This window comes from Sphingomonas jinjuensis, assembly GCF_014197105.1.
GTDB classification, from domain to species: domain Bacteria; phylum Pseudomonadota; class Alphaproteobacteria; order Sphingomonadales; family Sphingomonadaceae; genus Sphingomonas; species Sphingomonas jinjuensis.
Map to the genome: position 1 here is coordinate 1 of NZ_JACIEV010000018.1, position 25,862 is coordinate 25,862.

At 64.6% G+C, this 25,862-nt stretch carries 19 protein-coding genes and 3 pseudogenes; 14 read left to right on the forward strand and 8 right to left on the reverse strand.

All coding sequences use genetic code 11. The features are described 5' to 3' along the window. Together GGQ80_RS17665 and GGQ80_RS17670 are read left to right on the forward strand one after the other, a co-directional pair. Window positions 1-492: pseudogene (locus GGQ80_RS17665) on the forward strand (recombinase family protein); the annotation flags it as partial. A 370-nt stretch (window positions 493-862) separates the two neighbouring features. After that, on the forward strand, window positions 863-2,026 hold the full coding sequence (locus GGQ80_RS17670; RefSeq protein ID WP_221364490.1) for a PD-(D/E)XK nuclease family protein: 1,164 nt from the start codon (window positions 863-865) through the stop codon (window positions 2,024-2,026). Between the two features lie 341 nt (window positions 2,027-2,367). Here the strand turns inward: GGQ80_RS17670 and GGQ80_RS18855 are convergent. From GGQ80_RS18855 to GGQ80_RS17685, 3 genes and pseudogenes are all read right to left on the reverse strand, one after another. Next, window positions 2,368-2,472, reverse strand: a pseudogene (locus tag GGQ80_RS18855) (PEPxxWA-CTERM sorting domain-containing protein); the annotation flags it as partial. A gap of 1,477 nt (window positions 2,473-3,949) precedes the next feature. Next, window positions 3,950-4,675 carry a PEPxxWA-CTERM sorting domain-containing protein gene (locus GGQ80_RS17680; RefSeq protein ID WP_183987327.1) on the reverse strand — a complete coding sequence of 242 codons (726 nt, stop codon included), beginning with the start codon at window positions 4,673-4,675 and terminating at the stop codon, window positions 3,950-3,952. Window positions 4,676-5,009: 334 nt separating this feature from the next. Next, a complete protein-coding gene (locus GGQ80_RS17685) occupies window positions 5,010-5,339 on the reverse strand; it encodes a barstar family protein (protein ID WP_183987329.1) in 330 nt (109 codons plus the stop codon). Between the two features lie 154 nt (window positions 5,340-5,493). Between GGQ80_RS17685 and GGQ80_RS17690 the strand changes: the two are divergent. Next, window positions 5,494-6,622 (forward strand): annotated as a pseudogene (locus tag GGQ80_RS17690) (IS3 family transposase). A gap of 120 nt (window positions 6,623-6,742) precedes the next feature. Here the strand turns inward: GGQ80_RS17690 and GGQ80_RS17695 are convergent. Next, a complete protein-coding gene (locus tag GGQ80_RS17695; protein ID WP_183987331.1) occupies window positions 6,743-7,780 on the reverse strand; it encodes a GlxA family transcriptional regulator in 1,038 nt (345 codons plus the stop codon). A gap of 21 nt (window positions 7,781-7,801) precedes the next feature. On the opposite strand from GGQ80_RS17695, the gene GGQ80_RS17700 reads away from it, so the two are divergent. From GGQ80_RS17700 to GGQ80_RS17715, 4 genes are read left to right on the forward strand one after another with little or no spacing between them, the layout of a single operon-like run. Next, window positions 7,802-9,052 (forward strand): sarcosine oxidase subunit beta family protein, encoded by a 1,251-nt coding sequence (locus tag GGQ80_RS17700; protein WP_183987333.1) that lies wholly within the window; start codon window positions 7,802-7,804, stop codon window positions 9,050-9,052. Between the two features lie 10 nt (window positions 9,053-9,062). After that, complete coding sequence (locus GGQ80_RS17705; RefSeq protein WP_183987335.1) at window positions 9,063-9,350, forward strand: sarcosine oxidase subunit delta; 288 nt, start codon at window positions 9,063-9,065, stop codon at window positions 9,348-9,350. Beyond that, on the forward strand, window positions 9,347-12,277 hold the full coding sequence (locus GGQ80_RS17710; RefSeq protein WP_183987337.1) for a sarcosine oxidase subunit alpha family protein: 2,931 nt from the start codon (window positions 9,347-9,349) through the stop codon (window positions 12,275-12,277). Before GGQ80_RS17705 ends, GGQ80_RS17710 begins: the two co-directional genes overlap by 4 nt. Further along, entirely contained in the window at window positions 12,270-12,788 is a 519-nt protein-coding gene (locus GGQ80_RS17715) for a sarcosine oxidase subunit gamma (RefSeq protein WP_183987339.1), read from the forward strand. Before GGQ80_RS17710 ends, GGQ80_RS17715 begins: the two co-directional genes overlap by 8 nt. A 13-nt stretch (window positions 12,789-12,801) precedes the next feature. On the opposite strand, the gene purU is transcribed toward GGQ80_RS17715, so the two are convergent. Further along, window positions 12,802-13,635: a formyltetrahydrofolate deformylase gene (gene purU, locus GGQ80_RS17720; RefSeq protein WP_425506082.1), complete on the reverse strand. Its 834-nt coding sequence runs from the start codon at window positions 13,633-13,635 to the stop codon at window positions 12,802-12,804. Between the two features lie 14 nt (window positions 13,636-13,649). Then, entirely contained in the window at window positions 13,650-14,930 is a 1,281-nt protein-coding gene (locus GGQ80_RS17725) for an MFS transporter (protein WP_183987343.1), read from the reverse strand. A gap of 227 nt (window positions 14,931-15,157) precedes the next feature. Between GGQ80_RS17725 and GGQ80_RS17730 the strand changes: the two genes are divergently transcribed. Then, window positions 15,158-17,659 (forward strand): TonB-dependent receptor, encoded by a 2,502-nt coding sequence (locus GGQ80_RS17730; RefSeq protein ID WP_183987345.1) that lies wholly within the window; start codon window positions 15,158-15,160, stop codon window positions 17,657-17,659. 54 nt (window positions 17,660-17,713) lie between these two features. On the opposite strand, the gene GGQ80_RS17735 is transcribed toward GGQ80_RS17730, so the two are convergent. Next, window positions 17,714-18,763, reverse strand: a complete 1,050-nt coding sequence (locus GGQ80_RS17735) for a nuclear transport factor 2 family protein (protein ID WP_183987347.1) — start codon at window positions 18,761-18,763, stop codon at window positions 17,714-17,716. Between the two features lie 59 nt (window positions 18,764-18,822). Further along, the gene (locus GGQ80_RS17740; protein ID WP_183987349.1) at window positions 18,823-19,860 is read right to left on the reverse strand and encodes a LacI family DNA-binding transcriptional regulator; all 1,038 of its coding nucleotides are present in this window, start codon (window positions 19,858-19,860) and stop codon (window positions 18,823-18,825) included. A 134-nt stretch (window positions 19,861-19,994) separates the two neighbouring features. On the opposite strand from GGQ80_RS17740, the gene GGQ80_RS17745 reads away from it, so the two are divergent. The 6 genes from GGQ80_RS17745 to GGQ80_RS17770 are packed head-to-tail and all read left to right on the forward strand — an operon-like array spanning window position 19,995 to window position 25,193. Then, window positions 19,995-21,125 (forward strand): cupin domain-containing protein, encoded by a 1,131-nt coding sequence (locus GGQ80_RS17745; RefSeq protein WP_183987351.1) that lies wholly within the window; start codon window positions 19,995-19,997, stop codon window positions 21,123-21,125. 4 nt (window positions 21,126-21,129) lie between these two features. Continuing rightward, window positions 21,130-21,900 carry an HpcH/HpaI aldolase family protein gene (locus GGQ80_RS17750; protein WP_183987353.1) on the forward strand — a complete coding sequence of 257 codons (771 nt, stop codon included), beginning with the start codon at window positions 21,130-21,132 and terminating at the stop codon, window positions 21,898-21,900. After that, window positions 21,897-22,562, forward strand: coding sequence for an alpha/beta fold hydrolase (locus tag GGQ80_RS17755; RefSeq protein WP_183987355.1), 666 nt, complete (start codon window positions 21,897-21,899; stop codon window positions 22,560-22,562). The genes GGQ80_RS17750 and GGQ80_RS17755 overlap by 4 nt, the downstream gene beginning before the upstream one ends. Then, window positions 22,559-23,791: a 3-oxo-tetronate kinase gene (gene otnK / locus GGQ80_RS17760; RefSeq protein ID WP_183987357.1), complete on the forward strand. Its 1,233-nt coding sequence runs from the start codon at window positions 22,559-22,561 to the stop codon at window positions 23,789-23,791. The genes GGQ80_RS17755 and otnK overlap by 4 nt, the downstream gene beginning before the upstream one ends. Then, complete coding sequence (otnC, locus tag GGQ80_RS17765) at window positions 23,788-24,459, forward strand: 3-oxo-tetronate 4-phosphate decarboxylase (protein WP_183987359.1); 672 nt, start codon at window positions 23,788-23,790, stop codon at window positions 24,457-24,459. The genes otnK and otnC overlap by 4 nt, the downstream gene beginning before the upstream one ends. Before the next feature lie 17 nt (window positions 24,460-24,476). Further along, the gene (locus tag GGQ80_RS17770; protein ID WP_183987361.1) at window positions 24,477-25,193 is read left to right on the forward strand and encodes an IS6 family transposase; all 717 of its coding nucleotides are present in this window, start codon (window positions 24,477-24,479) and stop codon (window positions 25,191-25,193) included. The last annotated feature ends 669 nt before the right edge of the window (window positions 25,194-25,862 follow it).

Consider the following 25,862-nt stretch of genomic DNA (forward strand, 5'->3'; position numbering starts at 1 on the left):
ATCAGCATCTCCACCACAGCAGAGGCGAGGCCGACGGTGCGGCGTCTTGTCGAGCAGGTACAGGTCACCGATGCGGGGATCGACATCAGCGTTGGTACCGCAGCGCTTGCCGAAATCCTCAACGTCGCAACGACCGAAGGCGCCCCTGCACAGCTGCAGCTGCACGCAGCGGTCCGGCTGACACGGACCGGCAAGGCGATGCGGCTCATCCATGGCGACGGGCGCGGTGTCGCCGCGACGCCCAACCCGTCGCTCGTCAGGTTGCTCGTCAAGGCGCACCGCTGGTGGAAGATCATGCGCGAAGGCGAGGTCGATCTATCCACCCTCGGTGCGCAGGAGGGCGTTGCGCCAGCCTACATCACGCGGGTCATGCGGCTGGCATTTCTCAGCCCGCGAACAACTGCAGCCATTTTGTCAGGTGCAACTGTATCGAACCTAGACGTCGCAACACTAACGAAAAAGGGCGCGGTGACGAGTCAATGGTCAGATTAGAGCGAAATGGAAGAAATTGCGTTAACCCCCCGGCAATCAGGCCCCAATCCGCGCTTGGGCCGTTTTTGAGCTCGTCTTTCCAGGCGAGGACCGACCACCAACTACCACTTGTATCGTCACAGAGTCTCATCTATCCCAACGCAAAAAAGCTCTACTAGATTTTACCACGCGAGCACACAGATTTTTTACTCGAGTACGCGGCACCCTGTCGTGCGGCTGCCCGCGCTGCAGTGGTTGGGCCCTCACAGGGTATTATAAAGCGGGATATCTATCGTGGCCGCGTAAACGATGCGGCGTTGCTACTCGATAAGAAGACCCTGCAACGCTCTAGTGGCAAGGTAAGCATTAATTGAGTTATTAAGGTAAACGGATGCAAGAGAGCGAATTAATCAACGCTGTCGAGATGAGCGGCCGGATCAATGTGGGTTTCAACCCGATTACCCTGTTGATGAGCCGCGAAATTGACATTTCTAGGGTCATAGGGTGGATGCTTGCCCCGGATGGCTCGCATGCCGCGGGGACAGGATATCTAGCCTTATTTCTAAAACTGTGCGGCATTGACGATGCACTTAACCCGGCTCTGGCACGCGTTCGCCTTGAGGTTCCTCGCAAGGCTTCGGGCAATCTAGTGGGCCGAGTCGACATCGAGGTGACCCACCCAGTTTTCACTCTTCTCATAGAGAACAAGCCTTGGGCCGGCTTCGGTCCGTCGCAGCTGGAACGCTATGCAAAGAGCCTCAGTGCCGAGGAGGAACATACAGGCAAGGTAGTAGCTCTTCTCGGAGCCGGCTGGACCGGACAAGCTGCACGCGACGTCGCGTCACGATGCTCCTGTGCGCTCCGCCTCGGCCTTGAGGTTCGAGATTGGGTCGCCGCATGCAGACGGCTTCCTGCCGACGAGCGGGTCCAACAATTTCTAGCAGATTTCGAACGTTATCTGGATGAACGACACGCAGGCGCTTGGTCAAAGGAGTCGACCATGCTGACCGAATTGTTGACCAAAAGCTGCTCTTCGGTGGAGGCGGCAGTTCGTATCATGGATGCCCGAGATGCGCTCACTCAGGTTGTGGGTGAGCGATTTACAATCGAGCTACGCCGAAGGGCGCGCGAAGCGGGCCTGCCTGACACAGCGCCGCTCGCAGACGAACGCCCCCTCTTCGGCCACCATAAACACGGCATTATCCGCCTTGGGCTTGGTCATCCGAAGCTCGACTTCGCAATTTCAGCCGACTCAGGCTATTTTAGGGATGTCGCGGTTGGGGTGTGTACCCGGAAAGAGACGCCGGCCCTTCGACGCATATACGCCGGTGAGATCAGCCGTCTTGTTGCCCTTCTGGGTCCGGGAGAGCAGGAAAATGGCGAATGGTGGCCGTGGTGGGAGCATATTCAGGCGTTAGATGCCAGTGGCGAACATACGGTCGACGGACCGAGCATTTGGGGTTGGGCCGCTGATCATGGAGAAACTGGGCTCGCTGCTCATGTCGTCGCACGGGCGTTAGATGCAAAGCGAGCACTCGACACTTCTGCTGGTTGACGCAAACCATCTCTCACCCTGCTCACGTTTCACCTGCGCTGATAAGTTTGAAGGCCAAGCGCATCACGGACGCTTCCGCGACTACATTAGCCTAATGAACCGAGTTGCAGACCACGGGCCGGGGGGACCCAATTACGGACATCGGGATCGCCTCGGCGGCAACCCAGAAGCGGACGCTCGTTCAGGACGGAATTTCCGGCCCACTTTTGCCCGATGAAGGAACGTCCGTTCGGGGAAACCGAGATCCACTCGCCGAATGGCTGAACCTGGTGGGACGCGGACGTAAGAAAACCGCCAGCCTTTCGACCGACGGCTCTCTGCGCCGTAGAACGAATCGGTAGCTAGGCGAAGGTCACCGCCGTACCACGGCGGCGATACCGCGACGCTGCGCCGACAATGGCGAAGCCGACGATCATCATCGCCCAAGTGGCGGGCTCGGGCACGGCCCCCACGCTTGCGGGGCTCGAGGTAGCAGGCCCAAACGCCGAGATGGTCCCGTTCCCGTTCACCCGATAGCGATCATTCGCCACGCCGTCCTGATGGAAGAACGCGATGTTGGTAGCTGAGCCTGCGTTGAAACGGACGCCGCTGCCGTCGAGGAACGTCGGCCCAGTGGTGAAGTAATAGTAGGGCGAGCCGGTATCAAACAGGCCGCTGATGGTTGTGCCGTTGATCGTCCCGGAAATGCCGGTGATCGCGAGAGCTGACTGCCCGAAGCGCTCTACAACGGTGTCTGAGGTGGTGAACGTACCTCGGATTGTTTGATTGGCCCCGCCGAAAAGAGTGTCCGTGGTGTCGAAGGTGAAGTTGAATTGCGCGGCCGAAGCCTGCGTCCCGACCAACGCGCTGGCAGCTGCGAGCAAAGCGTAAAATGTCTTCATTTCAGGAGCCTCCCGGTTGAGCCGGCTGTCGCGCAGGCTCTGCAAGAAGGTACGTTCGGCAAGAAGCTATGGCTGCTCAAATATTTAACTATTTCGTGTCCCGTAGCGGGATTCGGCGGCTGCATCAGTGTGTCCACTCCTGGGGCAATGGCGGAATGGCCGCTTCTGGGGCGATAGCGGAAGGGCCGCTTTCGGGAAGCGACACGGCCTAGCCGGACGACCGATTGTGGTGGAAAGCGGAAATGAGAAGGCCGCCCCCCTGCAGTTGACGGTAAATTTTGACCATCAAAGAATGGCGTCTCGCTTTTGCCCATGCGCGTTGTTTAGTCTGAGTTCGGCGAGCGGCTGGGATAGGCAAATACCGGATCACCCTTCAGGTTACGCAACTCAGCCCGATCACATCGCCCGTCAATTACACATTCGATCGCATCGACTTTACTAGAAGATAGTTTACCGTCACGCTCTTCTGACATGATTTCTTGAGCTCCCCTGAAGCGATGCATCGAGTGTTCCATTACTGCCTCCGACGGCATCTCAGCCACAAACGCTAGCGACGATCTCGCGCCTAAAGCCTGCGCTTTCACAGATCACCACTATCGATCATTCGCCTGGACGTGACCAGCGATCAAGCGCAAGCCTCTGGTAGGATGCCCTTAAACCGCGTGAATGGCATAAATTCCGGCAGGCTAATCCCGTCGTTTATCTAATGCCGATTTGCACGAGCAGGCGAGAGGCGGCTTCCTCTCGGGAGGATCCGCTGACGCGCCGATCCGCCGTACTCAGAGGCGAGGCGTACCAAATTCCGTCGATGCTCCACACAATCCCCACGACGTCGTCATCGGCGTGAACGTCGAAGATGCGGGTCGATCGCGAAACGGGCTCGAAACGAAGGGACATTGTGCGGCGGCGTACGCCCACCATCGAGCATCATCAAGAAAACGCTCGAGGTTGGTAATTCTTCACCCGCCGAAGCCGCAGACAAAGCGAAAGGCCGCCCGAAAAATTTCGGACGGCCCCACGCCTGCCTACAACGGGGAGTTAATTAGGCGAACGTGACCTTCGCGGCCGTGCGACGCCGACGAGCCGTAGCGCCGATCATACCGAAGCCCACGAGCATCATGCCCCAGGTAGCCGGCTCCGGAACGGCCGCAACCGAAACGTTGAGCACCGACGGCGCGCCATTCTCGCGACCATAGGCGATCCGGTACGACGTGGTACCGGCCGGGAGGAAGACCGATTCGGTGATCGCGGTCGTCGGGCCAGCGGTGAAGCCGGCGAGCGCGGTGGTGCTGCCGTTCACGTAGACGCTGACGCCGTCGTCGTGGCGGATGGTCAGCTGCTGGCCGCCGAACGTGCCGGTGTCCGACTGGATCACGTAGAGCGAGCCGTAGGCGTAGCCGCTGATGCTGCCGCTCGATGCGAGGAAGTTCGCCTGCGTGCTAAAGCCCGGACCGTAGGCGGTGTTGCTCGGGCCGTAAGCGTACGCGTAGTTCGAGATGAACTGCGACTTCCAGAAGTCACCGTTCAGATCGCCAGCGTTGGTCGTGTTCGACTGACCATTGACGCTGAGCGACAGCGGACCCGAATAGGTGAAGGTGGCCTTCGACGCGTTGTTCGTGCCCTGCGCGAAAAGCGACTGGTTCGCTAGCGTCGCATCGAACGCCCTGCCAACGGTGCCCGTGTAGGCGGTGACGGTATAAGCAGCCTGCGCCGGACCGGCTGCAATCAGCGCAGCAAAGGCCACGCCTGCGAGAGTAAGCTTCTTCATAATTTCAACCCCGTTTGACGGGCCGCCGAGCGGCCGTCATGCCCCAGAAGATTAGCACCGTCTGCATTTTGTAGATCGGCGTCCATCGACCCCGATGCCTCCTTTATCATGTTAACAGTTCGTTAATAGAATTTTTGAGTCCCGCGTTGGAACAATAGCGGCGCTGGAGCGTGCGCTGGCCTACCGCATCCTACGCTCTAGTTCCGGCTATGCAGTGGATGAGGCCGAAGCGACGGGTGAGTGTCTGGTTTTGGGGCGATAGCGGAACGTCCGCTTTCGATCGCCGCCTTGGCCTAGTCGAACGCCCGATCATGGTGGGAAGCGGAAGGTCCGCTTAGCCTCCACCATCAAGGGAGACAGGCATGTCGTCGGCGAGCTCCAGCGATGCCCGATCAGCAGTGATGTGCGCTACGGCACCATATCGTCCAAGTGCGGAGAACGCCTTTACCAACTCGTCGAAGGCAGCTTCACTCGTCTTGCTCAATCCCGTCACGATTACGCGAAGGGGTAAAGCTACCTCATTGATGTCACCAACAATCATCGAATCAATCATCGCCGGGATGCTCTCTCCATGCCAATCGGGAGCGCCCAGCTGACGCAAGAGCGCGTTGTAGAAGTCCGCTGGCGCGTTCCAATATCGGGCATCAAGTTCGACGATGTTCAAGGCTCACGCTTTCCGGCTATCGGCATTGCATGCTGGATCATCGGCAGCTTTCGGACAAGCTGATGGCAGCCCTAAACGTCTTTGATTGGGGCTGACGTGCTCCCCTGAAACTCTGCCAGTTTGAGCTAGAGTCCGGCTTCGTGAGGAGACGGACGTGAAGAAGACCAGGTTCAGCGAGGAGCAGATCATCGCGGTGCTGCGCGAGCAGGAAGGCGGGATGAAGACGGCTGACGTGTGCCGCAAGCACGGGATCAGCAGCGCCACTTTGTACGCGTGGAAGGCGAAGTACGGCGGCATGGACGTGTCGCAGGCACGCAAGCTGAAGGTGCTGGAGGAGGAGAACGGGCGGCTCAAACGGCTGCTGGCGGACGCCATGCTCGACAATGCCGTGCTGAAGGAGGTGGCGGGAAAAAACTGGTGAAGCCCGCCGCTCAGCGGAAGGCTGTCGAGCATGCTCGGCAGCTGTTCGGCATCAGCGAGCGTCGGGCGTGTACCATCTTCGGCGTGGACAGGACGTCGGTGCGCTATGCGCCCCGGCGTAGTGATGATGGCGACCTGCGGTCGCGGCTGCGCGAGATCGCGGCCGAGCGTCGCCGCTTCGGCTACCGGCGGCTGGGGATCATGCTGGCTCGCGAGGGCTCGCCATGAACCACAAGAAGTTGCTGCGGCTATACCGTGAGGAGAACCTGCGGGTCAGGCGCCGACGTGGCCGCAAGCGAGCCATGGGCACGCGAGCGCCGATGACGCTGCCGCAGGGACCGAACCAGCGCTGGAGCCTCGACTTCGTCAGCGACACGCTGATCAGCGGCCGGCGCATCCGCATCCTGGCGGTGGTCGACGACTTCACGCGGGAATGCCTGGCGCTGGTGGCCGACACCTCGCTGTCAGGCGCGCGTGTCGCTCGTGAGCTCGACGCCATCATCGCCGTCAGGGGCGTGCCGCCGCTGATGATCGTGAGCGACAACGGCATCGAGCTGACCAGCCTGGCGATCCTGAGATGGACGCAGGAGCGCCCTGTCGAGTGGCACTACATCGCGCCGGGCAAGCCGCAACAGAACGGCTACGTCGAGAGCTTCAACGGTCGTCTGCGCGACGAATGCCTCAACGAGACGCTGTTCGTGTCGCTCGGCCATGCTCGCGCAGTGCTGCGGCTCTGGCGCGACGACTACAACCATGTGCGGCCGCATAGCGGTGTTGGCGGGCTGACGCCCGCCGATGCTGCCAGACGGGTTGTGCAACATCGCCCCGAGGGGCACCATACCAACCCCGGACTCCAGTTATGACTGGTAGAGCTTTGGGGAGCACGTCAGGGCGATAGCGGAACGTCCGCTTTCGAGAAGCGCGCAGTTCGTACCAGCCGCTTGTTCAGGTGGCGCCACAATGCGGCAGTTGGGCCACTGTGTTCAGGAAGAGGCAGGACGCCGCCGCTCCTGACTGGGGCTGGAGCCAAATCGCCGGCGGTATTCACGGGCGAAGTGCGCAGCGTCGGAGTAGCCACATGTCATTGCGATGTCGGTCAGCGTGCGTTGACTATCGAGCACCAGCTGTCGTGCACGCTCCGCGCGCAATCTGCCGGCAAATGCGTTGGGGCTGAAGCCGACAGCTGCTTGGAATAACCTGGCCAATTGTCGCGTGCTGACGCCTGCCACCGCAGCAACGCGCCGTGCATCCATGGGTGTGGCGAGCGTCTGCTCGATAGCGAGCATTGCCCGCAGCACCCTGACATCGCGAACGGTCCCAAGGCCCTCGAGCGTCGGGGGCGGCTGAGGCGACGTCCCACCGCGCGCTTCCGCCTCTAGCATGATCCGGAGCCCCTTTGACGCGCTACCCGGGCCTAGATGCCGTTCGATTAAGTGGCTGGCGAGGTGAATGACGCCCGTGCCGCCTGCGCACGTGATCCGATCCCGATCGACGAGGAACAGCGCGTCCGCATTGACCTTGAGCTGGGGAAATTCGGCCACCAGCTCGGCCTTGTGGAACCAGCTGACGCAAGCGCGGTGCCCCTTCATCAGATCAAGGCGCGCCAGCACAAAGGCACCGGTACAAAGCCCGATCAGCGGAACGCCACGCGCCGCGGCGTCACGCAGCCAGGCGGCGGCCGCCGGGCCGATTTCAGGCCCTCGATGCAGCGTCCCGCCGACCACAACGATATAATCGAAGTGATCGCCGACGAAGCCGCCGTCGGTCGCAATTTCGATCCCGTTGCTGGCGCGGACCGGTCGTCCCTGTTCGCTCATCAATCGCCAGCGGCATCGAATGGGGCGGCTGCGATCGGCCTCGTCCGCGGCTAGACGCAGCGTGTCGACGAATGCCGACAACGCCAGCATCGTAAAGTCTGGCATCGGCACGATACCAACCGACAGGGCGGGCTGCTCCATGTCTCTCACATACAAGATAATGTCGCTGACGTACAATTCGCAGGGAGGCTTGAAGCGCATCATTCGTCGCGGAGGGATGCGCCGATGAAGTTTTCAGGATTGGCCCTGCTGCGTCAGTCGCTGGGTGGTCACCGTGGATGGGACCGGCAGTGGCGCTCTCCCGAGCCGAAGGCGGCGTACGACGTCGTCATCGTCGGCGGCGGCGGACATGGCCTCGCCACCGCCTATTACCTCGCAAGCGTCCACGGCGTCACGAACGTGGCGGTGCTAGAGCGCGGATGGATCGGCGGCGGTAATACCGGGCGCAACACGACGGTGATCCGTTCCAACTATCTGTTCGACGAGAGCGCTGCCCTCTACAACCATGCGCTTGATCTGTGGCCTGGGCTGTCGGCCGAACTGAACTACAATCTGATGTTCAGTCCGCGTGGCGTAATGCTGCTGGCGCATACGTTGCACGACGTCCACATCACCAAGCGGCACGTCCATTCCAATCGACTTCACGGCATCGACAATGTCTGGCTCGATCCGGTCGAGGCAAAGGCATTCTGCCCACCGCTCGATATATCGGAGCGGGCCCGCTACCCAATCCTGGGAGCGGCGCTGCAGAAGTCGGGGGGCACCGCACGGCATGATGCCGTCGCCTGGGGCTATGCCCGCGCCGCCTCAGCGCTCGGGGTCGATATCATCGAGAATTGCGCCGTTCTGGGGATTGGGCGCGACGCAACTGGATCGGTGGTCGGGGTCGAGACCAGCCGCGGCCCGATCGGTGCGCGTAAAATCGGGGTCGTCGCGGCCGGGGCGACGAGCACGATCATGGACATGGCGGGCGTCCGCATGCCGTTGGAGAGTCATCCGCTTCAGGCCCTCGTCTCGGAACCGGTTAAGCCGTGCTTTCCGTGTGTCGTCATGTCCAACACCGTCCACGCCTACATCAGCCAGTCCGACAAGGGGGAATTGGTGATCGGCGCGGGGGCGGACCAGTATCCCTCGTACAGCCAGACCGGCGGCGTACACCAGCTGACGCTGGCGGTCGAGGCGATTTGCGAGATGTTCCCGATGTTCGGGCGGATGCGCATGCTGCGCAGCTGGGGCGGCACTGTGGACCTGACACCCGACCGCTCGCCCATCCTGTCCGACACCGGGATAGCCGGTCTCTACGTCAACTGCGGCTGGGGCACGGGCGGATTCAAGGCGACGCCCGGATCGGGGCATCTGTTCGCGCATCATCTGGCCACGGGCAGCGCCCATCCGATCGCCGCGCCCTTCTCGCTCGATCGCTACACCACCGGACGGCTGATCGACGAGGCGGCCGCCGCGGCGGTCGCCCACTAGGAACTGTGCGATGCTTCTGATCGAATGTCCTCATTGCGGGCCGCGCGCTGAAATCGAGTTTCGCTACTCGGGCGAGGCGCACATGGTCCGCCCCGCCGCCGCCGCCGCCTGCGACGATGCGACGTGGGCCGCATATCTGTACCTGCGGGATAACGTCCGCGGCGAGCACGCCGAGCGGTGGCGGCATACCCATGGCTGCGGCCAGTTCTTCAACGTCGTGCGCGATACGCTGACCGATCGCGTCGTCACGACTTATCCGGCCGGACACGCCCGGTCGGCGGCAGGGGGCGAGATATGAGTGTGTTCCGCACCGCTGGCGGCGATGCGATCGATCGATCGCGGACGATCTCGTTCTCGTTCGACGGCACTCGGATCGAGGGACATCCCGGCGACACGATCGCCTCCGCCCTGCTGGCGAACGGCGTTCACCTGATGGGTCGGTCTTTCAAATATCATCGGCCGCGCGGCGTCCTGGGCGCCGGAACCGAGGAGCCCAACGCGCTGGTCGGTGTGACGCGGGGGCCGGGCAGGTTCGAGCCCAATCAGCGCGCGACGCTGGTCCCGATCACCGATGGCATGGTGGTGGAGAGCCAGAACCGCTCGCCGTCGCTGGCCCGCGACATCGGGGCGGTAAACGACCTGCTGTCGGCGTTCATCCCGGCAGGCTTCTACTACAAGACCTTCATGTGGCCGCGCAGCTTCTGGGCGAAGGTCTATGAACCCGTCATTCGCCGCGCCGCCGGGCTTGGCCGACCGCCGGAGGTGACCGATCCGGACCGCTATGCGCAGCGCTGGGCCCATTGCGAGACCTTGGTGGTCGGTGCGGGCCCAGCCGGCCTGGCGGCGGCGCTCGCTGCGGCGGATGCCGGCGGTCGCGTCATTCTGTGCGACGAGGGTGAGACGATTGGCGGTCGGCTGCGCGACATGCCCCGTGCGACGATCGACGGGCTGACGGCTGGCAAGTGGATCGTTCAGGCACGGACGCGGTTGGAGAACGCCGGCGTCCGCCTGCTGACGCGTACCACCGCTTATCACTATGGCATCGGCAATCTGGTGACGCTTGCCCAGCGCTGCACCGACGCGGGCGGTGCGCGCACTCGGGAGCGGCAATGGATGGTCCGCGCCGGCCGGGTGATTATCGCGATCGGATCGATCGAGCGCCCGATCGTCTTCCCCAACAACGACCGCCCCGGCGTGATGCTGGCATCGGCGGCGGCAGGCTTCCTCCACCGTTATGGCGTCCTCGTCGGCCGCCACATCGTGATCGCAACGCAGCACGACAGCGCATACCGCACCGCCATCGATCTCGCCGGGGCCGGCGCCGCTGTAACGCTCGTCGACCGCCGTGCGCGGCCGGCGGCCGATCTGGGCGAGGCTTGTTCGGCGGCGGGGGTCACGGTCATCACCGGGCATATCCCGATCGACACGCGCGGGCGGCTGCGGGTGTCGAAGGTGGCCATCGCGCCGGCGCCCGATGCGGCCCACCGCTGGTTGCCGTGCGATGCGCTGCTGATGGCGGGCGGCTGGACGCCGAGCGTCCACCTTCATTCGCAATCGGGCGGTAAGGTTGCGTGGGATGCGCAAAGCGCGGCCTTCCTGCCGGGCACAACGCTTGCGGCGCAAGTATCCGCGGGCACCTGCCGGGGACGCGTCACGCTTGCCGATTGTCTCGCCGATGGCTGGACGGCAGGCGGAGGCAACGGCGCAAGCGCACCCGCGGCCGACGATCGCACCGACACCGGCATGAGCCCCGCGGAGCCGGATGCCCATCCCGAGGGTGCCCGGCGCAAGGCGTTCGTCGATTTCCAGAACGACGTCACCGCCAAGGACATCCGTCTGGCGGTGCGCGAGGGGTTCCGCTCGGTCGAGCATCTCAAGCGCTACACGACCAACGGCATGGCGACCGACCAGGGGCGCACGTCGAACATCAACGCGCTGGCGATCGCGGCGCAGGCGATGGGCCAGACCATTCCCGGCACCGGCCTGACGACCTTTCGCGCGCCCTATTCGCCGACGACCTTCGGCACGATGACCGGCTTCACCCGCGGGCGCCTGTTCGATCCCGTGCGCACCACGCCGATGCATGCGCGCGCGGTCGCGGCAGGCGCGGTGTTCGAGGACGTCGGCCAATGGAAGCGCGCGCGGTTCTTTCCCCGCCCCGGCGAGGACATGCATGCGGCAACCGCGCGGGAGTGCATCTCGGTCAGGGAGGCGGTGGGGCTGTTCGACGCCTCGACGCTGGGCAAGATCGAGGTGGTCGGCCCCGATGCCGCGGCGTTCCTGGATCTTCTCTATGCGGGCCGGCTCTCGACGCTGGCGGTCGGGCGCTGCCGCTATGCGCTGATGCTGCGCGAAGACGGGTTCATCGCCGATGACGGCGTCATCGCGCGGCTGGCGACCGACCGCTTCCACGTCACCACGACCAGCGGGGGTGCGGCATCGGTGCTCAACGTGATGGAGGATTTCCGCCAGACCGAGTGGCCCGACCTTCGCGTCTGGCTGACGTCGACGACCGAGCAATGGGCGGTTGCGGGGGTCACCGGCCCGCGCGCGCGCAACGTTCTCGCCGCGCTGGTTGAGGGCGTCGACCTGTCGTCCGATGCCTTTCCGCACATGGCGGTCCGCCAGGGTCGCATCGCCGGCGTGCCCGTCCGCATCTTCCGCGTCAGCTTTACTGGCGAGACGGGGTACGAGATCAATGTGCCCGCACGCCATGCGCTCCCCGTCTGGGACGCGGTGGCGGCGGCGGTCGCGGCCGCGGGGGGCGGGCTGTACGGTACCGAGGCCGCACACGTGCTGCGTGCGGAAAAGGGCTACATCATCGTCGGCCAGGAAACCGACGGCACCGCGACGCCCGACGACGTCGGCCTCGGCAAGATGGTTGCGGCGACTAAGCCCGATTTCGTCGGCAAGCGGTCGCTGATGCGCGCTGCGATGCGCGACCCGGATCGCAAGCAGCTGGTCGCCTTGCTCACCGCCGACCGTTCGCTGCTCGACGAAGGCACGCAGGTGGTCGACCCGGCGTCGCCGCGACAGTCGCTCGGCCACGTGTCTTCGACATATCCGAGCGTGACGCTGGGCAGACCGTTCGCGCTGGCGATGGTGCACGGCGGGCGATCGCTGCTCGGAACCAAGCTCGCCGTCGCGACGGCCGCCGGCCCGGTCGCGGTCGATGTCGTCGACCCGGTCCTCTATGATCCCAGCGGAGCGCGGCTCGATGTCTGACCTGATCCTGACCCTGGGCGATACGTCGGCGTCGCGTGCGCCGGACGAGGCGCAGCTGCTGCTCCACGGCCATCCTCGCGATCGCGCGGCGCTATCGGCGCTCGCCGGCTTCGACCTGTCCGACACGATGCTGGCGTCGACGGCGGGCAGCGGCTGGCATGCGCTTCACCTGTCGCCCGACGAATGGCTGCTGGTCGGCCCGAACGGCGGCCGCGGCGACATGGCCGCGCGTTTCGCCGAGGCGCCGATCGTGCTGTCGCTGGTCGACATCTCCGATCGATCGGTGGGCATCGACCTGACCGGGCCGCTGGCCGACGACCTGCTGGCCGGCGGTTGCCCGCTCGATCTGGCGACGCTGTCGCCCGGCGGCTGCACGCGCACGCTTTTCGGCAAGGTAACGGTGCTGTTGTGGCGACGCGACGACGGCTGGCGGATGAGCCACGCGCGGTCCTACGACGCCTATGTCGTCGATTTGCTGTGCGCGGTGGCGGAGGATCTGGCCTCCCCTTGAACCGCCTATTCCGTCAGCGGCGGAAGACGACGGTCTTGCCGCCGTTCGGAAAGATGCGCCGCTCCGCCGCCCAGGTTACTGCGCGCGCCAGAACGATGCTCTCGACGTCGCGCCCGGTGTTGACCATCGTCTCGACCGCGGTGGCATGGTCGACACGCTCGATCGCCTGTTCGATGATCGGCCCTTCGTCGAGGTCAGGCGTCACGAAATGCGCGGTCGCGCCGATCAGCTTCACGCCGCGCGCATGCGCCTGGTGATAAGGCTTGGCGCCGCGGAAGCTGGGCAGGAAGCTGTGATGGATGTTGATGCATCGCCCGGCCAGCGCGGCGCATAGCTCGGGAGAGAGCACCTGCATGTAGCGGGCCAGAACCAGCAACTCGGCACCGGCGTCCGCCACGATATCGAGGATGCGCTGTTCTTGCGCCGCACGGTCGCTACCGACCGGCAGGTGATGGAAGGCCAGGCCGTGCCACTCGCTCAGCGCACGGAAATCCTCGTGATTGGACACCACGCCGACAATCTCGACCGGCAGCGTGCCGGTACGCCAGCGGTGAAGCAGATCGTTCAGGCAATGGCCGAACCGCGACACGGCGATCACGACCCGCATCGGTTGTGCCGCGTCGGTCAGCGTCCACCGCATGCCGAACCGCTTGGCGACGGGTGCGAAGTCGCGCGTCGTGGTGCCGAGATCGGCTTCTCCCGGCTGAAAGGCCACGCGCATGAAGAAGTGCCCGGTATCCAGGTCCGCGAATTGCTGCGATTCCACGATGAAGTCGCCCCGTTCCGCCAGGAAGCCGGACACCGCCGCGACGATGCCGACGCGGTCTTCGCAGGACAGCGTGAGGATATGCTGGGACGTCGTCACGTGATGGGTGATCCTTCGGGCGGGGGGGCGGCGGTGTCGACGCGGCGCAGCGTTTCGGGAAGCGCCAGCCATATCCCCGCTGCGGCGCAGAACACCACGCTGGCGATGGTCATCGTCACCGACAGGCCGAACGCCTCGGCGATCTGGCCGGTGATGAGCGGAGCGAAGAAGCTGAAGATGCGGCCCCAGTTGAAGATCGACGCCGCGGTGGACTTCAGATGCGCCGGATACAGCTCGGCAAGCCACGGACCCCATACCACGCTGCAGGCGAGGCAGGCGCCATAGCCGAACGCGACGACGTTCAGCACGACGGGGCCGATCGGCGCGTAAAGATAGACCAGGATCAGCGCGGCGGCCATGAAGAAGCCCACCGCCGACGCCCGTCGTCCGTAACGGTCGCCGACCCAGCCCCAGAAGAACCCGCCTAGCATGCTGCCCGCGAACATCCAGCTGACCGACACGCCGATCGCGGCATCGGTAAAGCCGCGAATCGTCTTCAGATACGTCGTCGCCCAGCCGCTGAACGCCTGATAGGCGAAGAAATTGAACCCTGAGACCATGGTCAGCATGATCGTCTGGCGACGAAAGCGCGGCGAAAACAGTTCGCCGATGGGTAGTTTGCCCTTGGTTGACGCCGTGGTCGGCGCCCCGCCCCAGGGGATCATCCGGCGATCGTCCGGCACGACCAGCGGCGCGGCGAGCGCCAGCATGACCGGGACCGCTCCCACCCACAGCAGCACGTGCCAGTCGAGCCCGCGTTCGAACACTTGGGTTGACGCCATGCCGAGCAGCGAGATTGCCAGATAGGACGAGCCCATGATGATCGAGGCGACGCGGCCCCGCACCTCGGATGCGAACAGCCCGGCGTAGATGCCGACGGTGATCGGGTACATCGACCCGGTGAAATAGCCGAGCAGCAGACGTTGCCCCAATACCTGCGGATAGCTAGCCACGAGCGTGCCGAGCATTAGCATCGTGCCATAGCCGACCATGACCGCCATCAGGGCGTTGCGGCGGCCGAACCGGTCGGCGAGCTGCCCGTTGACCACCGCGCCGATCAGCGCGCCCAGCGCTTGCGCGCTGTACAGCGAACCCGCCTGGGTCAGGGTGAGCTTCAGGTCGGCGGCGATGTACGGGCGCAGGACGTCGACCGTGTTCCAGGCCCAGGAATACAGGTTGTAGGCGACCGCCAGATAGCCGAGCGCCGCCAGCCGACGGCCGAGCGACAGGTCTTCGGCGCGTCCCGCTGAGGCGGCAGGCCCGGTTACGCTGGTCATCGCCCAATCTCCCGTTCACCCAGAAACTGCCTTCCTATGGGTGCGAATGCAATAGGCTGATGGCATCGATCTGTGTCGTTTTGAGGCCAAAATGCGGTGGGATTCTATATAGCCGATGTTGATTGCGGGCAGAGCATGACAAATTGCTTGCGAAGTTTTGCATGCGCATTACCAATCTGTCTTGTGGAGTCGGTTGCAAGGGCCGCACACGACGAAGAGGGGGCTTCATGATCTGCACGAGCAAGATAGCGAGCGGCGTCGGACTGCTGACATTGGCCCTTATCTGGACGGCGCCGGCCGGCGCTCAGGTGGTCGGGCCATCCAGCGGTACGTCCATTCAGCCGAACCCGCGTACCGATCCGACCGATCCCGAACCGCCACAGCCGCAGGCGGCCGACGCGGCCGCCACCGGGCTGGGCGACATCGTCGTCACCGCGAACCGTCGCGAACAGAATTTGCAGGACGTCGGGGCGACGGTGCAGGCGCTGACCGGCGAGGATTTGGCCAAGGCGGGTATCAACGACGTGTCGCGGCTCGAACAGCTCGCCCCGGGAATCGTCTTCGCCAAGGGCGGCAACGACGCCAAGATCGCGCTGCGCGGCGCCAATTCGAACAGCACTTTCGCCGACAACACCTCGATCGTCGGCGTCTTCGTCGATGGGGTGTACAAGCCCCGCGCGTCCCAACAGTCCCGCGCCTTCTTCGACGTGTCGCGGCTTGAGGTGCTGCGCGGGCCGCAGGGTACGCTCTATGGCCGCAACACGCTGGGCGGTGCGATCAACCTGTACACCAACGGGCCCGACCTCTCGAAGCCGGGCGTCAGCGCCTCGGTCGATACCCGCTACAGCCGGTTCAACGATTTCCGGACGGAAAGCGTCGTCAACTACGGTGTCAGTGACGAGTTCGGCATGCGACTGGCGGTGTTGACCGAAAGCAGCGATGGCTGGGTCAAGAACCTGATCGGTCGCAACTTGGGCATAGCGGATACGCTGTCGCTGCGCGGATCGCTGCTGGCGAAGCCGGCGCCGGGCGTCAGCTTCGTGCTGCGCGTCACGCATATCCGCGAGAACGGCAATCCTGCCGGCATGTTCGCGATCAACGGCGCCTGCCGGACGACGACAGCGAACGGCCTCACCGATCCCTATGGCGCGACGATCGACTGCCAGAACCCTCGCCGCGGATCGGGCGGCACGCCTCGCTTCGACCTCATCGACGGCGTTGCCGGCCTTTCTAACAAGGACAAGCGCACGGTCATCCGCGACTATGTCCACGATGATCGGCTGCGCGAAACGAACCTGACGCTGGAGGGCAATGCCGACCTCGGGCCGGTCGGGCTGAAGTCGATCACCTCCTACACCAACTACACCTCGCTGCTCGGTAACGATTCCGACTATAGTTCGAACCCGCACGGCCGCGAGTGGGTGGAGGAGAACAACGAGAGCTTCTCGCAGGAACTGCAGCTCGAGTCGCAGTGGAAGGGGCCGCTCCAGGCGACCGTCGGCGCCTATTACTCGACCGACCATCTGCTCTTTTCCTATTCCTCGCTGCGCCACACACTCGACAATCTGGCCGCGCGACCGAATGCGACATCGACCAACGGCGTCGTCCTGCCGGTCCAGACGGGAACCCCGCTGGTGTCGCTGGCGAACGTCATCAACTCGGCGTCGAACAACACCCAGTTCATCGACAGCAGCTATCTGGGCTTCTTCGGCGAGGCGCGACTGTCGCTCGCTCATTGGCTGCGCCTAATCGGCGGCGCGCGCTACAACACCGAGACGAAGCGCGCGTTGAACGGCAACGCGCCCTATGTCGGCGCGATCAATCCGGCGACCCCGCCCGACGACCCGCGGGTGATCTTCCCCTATAATGATGCGACGGCGACGGCGCGCAGCCGAGTGCGCGCGGTGTTCAACAACGTGACGTGGCGCGCCGGCGTCGAGGCCGACCTCGCCGACGACGTGCTGGTCTACGGCACCGCCTCGACCGGCTTCCTGTCGGGCGTCATGAACCAGAACGGCACGGTGACGCAGCCGCAGAAGTCGCGGTCGTTCGAGGCGGGGCTGAAAAGCCGCTTTTGGGACCGTCGCGCAGAGTTGAACTTGGCGATCTACGACGTTCGCTATTCGGCGCTGGCAACGACGTTCCAGATCCCCAATCCGGCAAACGTCGGGTCGTTCATCACCCTCTCGTCGAACGGCGGCATCCTGAAGGCGCGCGGCGTCGAGGTGTCGGGCGCGGTCCTGCCGGTCGATGCATGGCGGATTTCGTTCGGCGGATCGTACATCGATGCGACATACGGGCGCTTCGGCATCAACCTGCCGGGCGGGTTCCAGGTCATCAACGGCGCCGTGCCCGCGAGCCGGTTCATCGACCTCGCCGGCCAGCGCCCGCCGTATACGCCGAAGTTCACCGTATCGGTCGCGACAAGCTATGCGTTCGATCTCGGCTTCGGGACGCTGACACCGCAGGTACAGTTCCGCTACAGCGACTCGTATTTCGCGCATGGCGGCCTGCCGTTCGACCGATCCGGGTTCCAGCCGAGCTTCACCCAGACCGACGCGCGGCTCGGCTTCTCGCCGACCGACGGCAATTGGAGCATCGAGGGCTTTGTCGAGAATATCGAGGACGAAATGCTGAATCAGCGGACGCAGACCGGCGGCGATGGCCTGCAGCAGGCGAATTGGGGCCTGCCGCGCAATTACGGGGTCAGGGCGAAGTTCAGCTTCTGATCGAACCGAGTGGGGGACGAGGGGCGGTACCGCGAGGCGCCGCCCCTTTTGTTGTCAGCGCGTGGCGGCGGCGTTGCGCGCGCCGATGATCTGAGCGAGCACCGCGATCTCGTCGAACAGGCGCCACTCGCGCAGGATGCGGCCGTCGCGCATCTCGAAATGCGTTGCGCCCAATACCTTCACCGGCGTGCGCGTCGGCGGGCCATAGAGCGGCACGCCCGAATAGGTGCCGTGAAGCACCCAGATCGCGGCGATGCGCGTGCCCAGTTCGGACGATTCGCACACCACCAGGTCGCGCACCTCGATCCGGCCGTCGGGGAATACCGCGAGCAGATCAATAATCTGTTGCTGATAGGCGTCTATCGCCTGAGCGCGATGGAGGCGTACGGTGTGGCAGACGACCTTCGGATCGCAATAATCAATCACGCGATCGAAGCGGCGACGGTTCCAAACCTCGTCGTACATGGCCACGATCTGGTTGCACAGATCGTCGAAGCGCTCGGGCCGCTTGCCCGATACGCCTTCGCGCGCCGGATCGGGATAGCGTCCGGCGAAGGGGCCGGCGTCGTCCGCGATCGCCATCGTCTCGCCGGTGACCGGCGAGGCGAGCGCCATGTCGGCGGCGACCCGCTCGGGATCGATGCCGAGCGACTGGAGCACGGCATATTCGTCGCGGACCAGCCATTCCTCGATTACCTTGCCGTCCTGGACCAGGCAATGTGCGATCGTCCGCGACACCCAGTTGCGCCCGGTCGGCGGGCCATAGGTCCAGTAGCCCAGGTTGGTACCGGTCTTGAGCACCCGGTGCGAGCTGATGAAGCCCATCGGGCCACGCTGTTCCCACACCACGTCCTCGCCCGACCCGCCGCCACCGTTGGGGAAGGCGCTCATCTTCTGGACGCTGTTCAGGATGACATGGTCGAAGTCGTAGGTCTCGCCATATGCGGTGTGGACCTTGATATCGTCGGCGTAATGTTCGCCCAGCCGACCCAGCCCCTTGTCGATCCAGATCTGGTCGGTCCAGCTGAGGATGTAATCGCGCGGATCGCGAAATGGGGCGTAGGCGGCGGGATCGAGGTCGGCGAGCGGATCGAAGGCGGACATGGCTGGACTCCGGCTGGCAATTGCATGCGCATGCTATTGCTGGAGCCGGGCGTCAAGCATTAGCCTAGCCGTGCCGAGACGCCGATCTGGAGTTCGCCGGAGAACACGCGCTTCTCGGTCGCCATCGCCGGATTGTCGACGCGCGCGGTCAGCATGTCGATCGCCGCCTCGATCATCACGTCCACCGGCTGCCGTACACTGGTGAGGGCGTAGGAGCCCCACCGACCCGGCGCTGCGCCGTCGAAGCCGACCACCGACATGTCCTTGGGAACCTTCAGCTTCATCTCCAGCCGGATCTCGTCGATGCAGCCGATCGCCATCATGTCGTTGGCGCAGATCACGGCGTCGGGCCGACGCGCTTCCGCCGCCAGCGCGCGCATCGCGGCGCGGCCGCCGTCGTAGGTGAAATCGCCGATTGCGACCGCGGGCTCGTCGCCGCCCAACGCCGCGATCCGATCACGCGCGCCCGACACGCGCTGGCGGCTGACGAGCGAGGAATCGGGGCCGGATACGATGGCGAAACGTCGATGGCCCGCCGCCCAAAGGCGGTCGACCAACCAGCGCTCGCCCTCCACCTGGTCGCAGCACACGCTGTTCACGGCGATGTCGTCGTAGACGCGGTTCAGGAATACGACCGGCACCCGGCGCTTCGCCAGTTGTTCGATATGTCCGCGCGGCAGATGGGTCGCGCTCAGCACCCCGTCCACGCGATATTGCCACAGCTGGTTGACGACGCGGTCGGCATCCTCCTCGTGATCCAGCGTGAACAGCAGCAGATTGAGGTCGCGGCTGGCGAACAGGCGGCTTAGCGTGGCGGTCAGTTCGGGATTGAAGCCCAGGTTGGCGACCACGACCGCCACCAGGTTTGACCGTTTCGTCGTGAGCGACCTCGCGATGGCATTGGGCTGATAGCCGAGCGCGGCGGCGGCCTTCATGATCCGCTCGCGCGTCTGCGGCGAGACGCTGGTTCCGGTGGTAAAGCAGCGAGAGACCGCCGATTGCGACACCCCGGCGCGCTGGGCGACGTCGTACGATGTCACCGTCCGCCCGCCCCCGCGCGTACCCGCCTTGCCATCTGTCGTCGCCCTGCGCGCCATCGTCGCTCCTGTTCGTCAGCGACGCTATAGGGATGAACGCGAACGAACGAAACGCACACTCTTGCCTGCATGCGCATGCAATGTTAGGTCTCGGCAACGCACTGCGGTTCCGTGATGCGGGGCGAGAGGATGCTATGAGCGCAACGATGGCGAACCATGTGCAGGCGGCCGACCGGCTGATCCGCTACGAGGATCTGGTGCCGTGCTCGCTGGCCTTCATCGACTGCAAGATCCCCGGTTCGGATCGCAAGGTGAACTACTCGATCATCGGCGCCGGCGTGACGCAGTCCAGCGAACAAGTCGTCAATCTGGCCGAGCCGCACGGCTTCGCGCTGGGCGTCGCCGCCATGCCGCATGGGGTCACCAACAACCTCCACATGCATTACACCGCCGAGGTGTTCCTGGTCTATCGCGGCGAATGGGTGTTTCGCTGGGGCCCGGAGGGGCGCGACGGCGAGATCACCGGACGCGCCGGCGACGTGCTGTCGATCCCGACCTGGATCTTTCGCGGCTTCACCAATACCGGGCCGGACGACAGCTGGATCTTCACGTTGCTCGGCCGCGACGAATCGGGCGGCGTGCTGTGGCACCCCAGCATCCTCGAGACCGCGGCCGAGCATGGCCTGTATCTCACCCGCGACAACATGATGGTCGACACCGCCGCCGGCGCGGCGAAACCTGACGAGGCCGACCTCATTAAGCCGATGTCGCCGGACGTCATCGCGTCGATGCGTGCCTGGTCGCCCGACGAGATGCGCCGGCGCCTGGTCCGGGCCGACGACCTGGTCTGGTCCAATCGCGGCCTGCTCGACCATGTCCTGCCGGGCCATGCCAGTCGCCTGGCGCCGGTCATTGGCTATGGGATGAGCGAAGATCGCGACGCCGTGGCGCCGATCGTCAATCCGCACGGCTTCAGCGTCGAATGGCTGCGGATCCCGCCTGGCGAACAGGTCGGCCCGTTCCGCGTTCATCCCAAGCAGGTGCTGATCGTGCGCGACGGTGCGCTGGAGATCGAACTGGGTCGCGGCGACGGGGCAAGCCGCGCCGTCGCCGAACCCTGGGCAACCTTCTCGGTGCCGCAGGACGAGTGGCGGACGCTGCGCTCGGTCGGGCAGGACGAGGTGCTGGTCAGCGTCACGACGGCCGGCGATGCGCGCGCGGCGATCGAATGGGACGATGCGATCGTCCAGGCGGCGCGTCGTGCCGGCATCGCCCACGATCCCAACGGCTATCTGGCGCCCGTCGACCTGCTGCCGGCGGCCTGAACGGATGCGCGCCAACACGCTTCGCACCTTGAAGGCAGCCGGGCGGCCGATTGTGAATGCCTGGGCGTCGATCGGCGCCCCCTACGCGGTGGAATCGATCGCGCACCAGGGCTTCGATGCGGTGACGATCGATGCCCAGCACGGGATGATGGGGTTCGATGTGGCGCTGGCGATGCTGCAAGCGGTGTCGACCACGTCGGCGATCCCGATGGTGCGGCCGTCGGGCCTCATCCCGGGCGAGATCATGCGCTGGCTGGACGCCGGAAGCTACGGGATCATCTGCCCGATGATCTCGACGGCCGATGATGCGCGGGCGTTGGTCCGGGCATGTCGCTATCCGCCGCACGGCCAGCGGTCGTTCGGGCCGGCCAGGGGGCTGCTCTACGGTGGCGCCGACTATCTTCACGGCGCCGATCGCGAAATCCTGGTGCTGGCGATGATCGAGACGCGCGAAGGCCTTGAAAATGTCGAGGCGATCGTCGGTACGGACGGCATCGACGGCATCTACGTCGGCCCGAACGACCTTGCGCTCGCGCTCGGTCATTTGCCGGCCAACGAGTCTGTCGATCCCACGATGCGATCGGCCATCGAGCGCATTCGGGCGGTAACGGTCGCACACGGCAAGATTGCGGGCATCTTTTGCAGCGACGGCCAAGCGGCCGCAGAGCGGGTCGCGCAGGGGTTCGACCTGGTCACGCCGGGTAACGACGCCGCGCTGCTGCGCGCGACGATGGCCCGCCAGGTCGAGGTGGTACGAAGCGTATCGGTCGAGTGACCGGCGACGCGATCCTCGTCCCGGGGACGCTATGCGATGCCCGGATATTCGCCGATCTGCTCGAACGGTTGCCGGATGTCCGGGGTCAGGTTGCCGAATTGGCTGAGCATGGAAGCGTTGAGGCGGCTGCTCGTTCCGCGCTTGCGGGCGCGCCTGCGCGGTTCGTTGCCATCGGCTTCTCGCTGGGCGGGTTCGTCGCGCTCGAGATGCTGCGTTTGGCCCCTGAGCGGCTGCGCGGAGTCATCCTGATGGCTGGCAATGCGCATCCCGATGCGCCGGAAAATGCGGCCGCGCGGATCGCGGAGGTAAGCAGGGCGCGCGACATGGGCATGGCGCAGTTCGTGGCGGAGCGTTTCCCGAACGATGCCTATGGCGCGCTGATCGCCGCGATGGCCGCCGATCTGGGTCATGACGCGCATGCGCGCCATGCTGCGATGAACATCGCCCGCCCGGATCTGCGCGACGTCGCGTATCGCTCAGCCGTTCCGATCCTGGTGATCGCGGGCGACCGCGATCCGTTCTGCCCTCGCGAGCGTTACGAGATAGCCGCTGCCGGACCGTTGGCGCAGCTCCACGTGATTTCGGGCGCAGGACATTATCTGCCGCTGGAGGTACCTGGTGCGGTGGCGGCGGCGATCCGCAGTTGGGAGGTGCCGGCATGATCCTTGGCGTGATCGCCGACGATTTCACCGGAGCGGGGGATATCGCCGGCGTCCTGACGGATGCCGGTATGCGAACCGCACTGCTACCATCGGTGGCCGACGTCGCCGCTTGCCGTCATGACGCGGGGGTGGTCGCGCTGAAGACCCGGTCGATCCCGGCGGATGACGCGGTCCTGGCCTCGCTGCATGCCCTGTCCGCGCTCCGCGAGGCGGGCTGCCGCCAGATCCTGTTCAAATATTGCTCGACGTTCGACTCCACGCCTGCCGGCAACATCGGTCCGGTCGCACAGGCGCTGGTTGAGGCACTCGGCACGCCCGCGGCGATCGTCTGCCCTGCGTTCCCGGCGAACGGTCGAACCGTCTATCAGGGGCATCTGTTCGTCGGCGATTTGCTGCTGTCGGACACGGGAATGCGCCATCATCCGATCACCCCGATGATCGACAGCGATATCCGGCGATGGCTGCGGCACCAGACAGAGATGGCGGTCGGGCATGTCGCGCTGAACACCGTGCGACAGGGGAGCATCGCTATTAGGGATGCACTGGCGCGCGCCCAAGGGCTCGTCGTCATCGACGCCGTCGACGATGTCGACCTGATGGCGATCGGCCAGGCCGTTGCGGATGCGCCGCTCATCACGGGCGGGTCGGCGATCGCGCAGGGATTGCCGGCCAACTATCGGGCAGCGGAACTGATCGATGCGGCTCCTGCCGCTCGCCTTCGCGTGGAGGGGGCGGCGATCGTTCTGGCGGGAAGCTGCTCGACCGCAACCAACGCACAGGTAGCGCATTATCGGCGCGACCATCCCGCGTACGCGATCGACGTCGCGCGGCTGTTGGCGGGCGATCCGGTAGCGGACGAGGCGCGGGCGTTCGCGCACGACCATGCCGATGCGGCACCGCTAATCTATTCGACCGTCACGCCCGATCGCCTGACCAGCGATACCGAGGCGCCTGGCGTGGCCGCCGCTGTCATCGAAACGCTGATCGCCGATCTGGCGATTGATGCCGTGGCGCGAGGCGCGCGGCGGATCGTGGTGGCGGGCGGCGAGACGTCAGGCGCGGTCGTGGAAGCACTTGCGCCGGGGCCCCTTCGCGTCGGCCCCTCGATCGCTCCCGGCATCCCCAGTCTGTTCACGAGGAGTGGACAGGGTCTGGCCTTGAAATCCGGTAATTTCGGTAACGACGATTTCTTCGACCATGCGTTGCGGGTATTGGAGGGGCGTGCATGATATCGGCTAAGCTGCGTGAAGGCATTTGCCGCCTAGGCAAATCGCTGTTCGACCGGGGCTACACGCATGGCGCTTCGGGCAACATCAGCGTGACGCTGGACGACGGCGGCATGATCGTCACGCCGACCAACGTTTCGCTCGGTAGTCTGGACCCCGCGGCACTCAGCGTCCTCGACGCGGCCGGTCACCTGATCGAGGGACCACCTCCCACAAAGGAGGTCCCGCTACACGCCGCTGTGTACCAAACCCGCCGTTCCGCGGGCGCGATCGTACATCTCCATTCCACCCACTCCGTCGCCGTTTCGATGCTGCCCGACATCGATCCCGCTGAAGTATTTCCGCCGTTAACCGCCTATTATCTTATGCGCGTCGGTCGCACGGCGCTTCTCCCGTATTTTCGTCCGGGCGATCCCAAGGTCGCCGAGGCGCTTGCTTCTTTGGGTGGCGAATATGGTGCCGTGCTGCTTGCAAATCATGGCCCCGTCGTCGCCGATCGCTCCCTGGAATCTGCGGGACAGGCGATCGAAGAACTCGAACAAACCGCTCGATTGTTTCTGTTGCTCAGAGCGGAAAAGCCACGTTTGCTCACCCCTTCGGAAGCTTCGGCGCTGAGGAATGATCCGGCGGGCTCCGTCAAACCAAACGCACAGGGTGCGTTGGCGAGCTGATCGGCATAGGGCGGGGGATGCCGCGCGCCCGAAAATCACCCTCGCCGTTCCGCTACTTCAATTCGTCGCCTGAGGTGATCCGGCTGGTGGTGATGATGTACGTCCGCTTCCCGTTGTCGCTGCGCAACGTGGAGGATCTGCTGTTCGAGCGTGGCATCGACATCTGCCATGAGACGGTGCGGCTGTGGTGGAACAGGTTCGGCCCGCTGTTCGCCGGCGACATCCGCCGCCAGCGGGTCAGCCGCATGCGGGGCTTTCGCCACTGGCGGTGGCACCTCGACGAGATGTACGTGAAGCTGAACGGTGAGATGGTCTACCTGTGGCGGGCTGTCGATCATGAGGGTGAGGTGCTCGAGAGCTACGTCACTAGGACGCGCGACAAGGCGGCGGCACTGAGCTTCATGAAGAAGGCGCTGAAGCGCCATGGCTCGCCCGAGGCGATTACCACCGATGGGCTGCGTAGCTACGGCGCTGCGATGAACGAGCTCGGCAACGCTGGGAAGCAGGAGGTCGGTCGCTGGAACAACAACCGGGTGGAGAACAGCCACCTGCCGTTCCGACGACGTGAGCGGGCGATGCTGAGGTTCAGGCAGATGAAGACGTTACAGAAGTTCGCCTCAGTCCACGCCAACGTCCACAACCACTTCAGCCTAGAGCGCCACCTTATCGATCGCCAGACCTACCGGCAACGACGCTCCGCCGCGCTGGCGGAGTGGCAGGCGCTCGCGAGCTAGGCTGCTACCTTCAAAGACCCACCTGCATCGTGTGGAGAGCGGTTCGCGTTAGACTGACAGCACCCACCTATGTCCTCTCGGGGCGACGGCCGAAGCCGGATGTTGAGAACCTGGTCAGAGATCAGGCGCATGCGCCTTTACCGTTGCCGGCTGGACATGCGCGCATGCCACCCGGCCCCAGCAAAGCTGTGACCGAGTACTCTGACGAGGTTCTCACGCCCCGCCCCTCGGCTTTCACGAGGGGCATGCCGACCATTGATCACGGGCGGGACGGTATCAAGTCGAAAGTGCCGCAGGGCTGGCTGCCGCCATTGCTCGTGCCGCTCCACCGATAGACGGGGACGGACTCCCCTGGTCGAGCTGCAAACGCGATTGCGGCGTGTCTTAAGTCTCACGTTCGAGCTCGGCGTTCGATGGTCTCTGTGGTGGGAACCGGAATGGCTGGTTTGGAGCAGCTTCCCGAGAAAAGCGTTGGGGTGGACGCCCCCTGACGGCATCGATGTGCCAGAGTGGAGGTGTTGAAGCACCACTGCAGGAGGCGTCCATGGAAGAGGTTAGCACAGTCGGCATTGATTGAGCTGCCCCCTTCTGAGTGGTCCATCGACTATGACAGTCTGGATCAAGGAAGGGACGACGAATGCCTTCGAAGAAGCACAAGCCCGAGGAGAT